The 270-nt window shown below is 58.9% G+C and carries 1 protein-coding gene; it reads right to left on the bottom strand.

All coding sequences use genetic code 11. The features are described from left to right. Window positions 1-263: substrate-binding domain-containing protein (locus SB786_RS36380; protein WP_410731600.1), on the bottom strand; the 263-nt coding region annotated here is incomplete at its 3' end. Window positions 264-270 lie beyond the last annotated feature (7 nt).

Below are 270 nucleotides of genomic sequence, written 5' to 3'. Positions count from 1 at the left end.
CACGCGAGGTGGCCACCGGTCGCTGACTCGAATCCGCAGGAGTGTCGTATGTCCCGTGTCGCCGACGATGTAAGCAGTTCTATTAGCGAACGCGCCGTCGCGTCGGAAGACGATCCTTTGCTCACCGCGACGGAGTAGGTCGTGGACAGCCGATAGCGATCCGGCAGAAGGCCGACCAGAGTCAGGTGATTCGTGTATTTAATCTCGGTAGCCTGTGTAATACCGATAGCTCCCACACGAGCTTCCTCAGACAGAGCCCGCATTGCGGTC

Origin of the sequence: Burkholderia sp. SIMBA_062 (assembly GCF_046534765.1) — a bacterium.
Classification (GTDB): domain Bacteria; phylum Pseudomonadota; class Gammaproteobacteria; order Burkholderiales; family Burkholderiaceae; genus Burkholderia; species Burkholderia ambifaria.
Note: the sequence above shows the minus strand (reverse complement) of the source record. Positions and strands in the feature narration are given on the sequence as shown.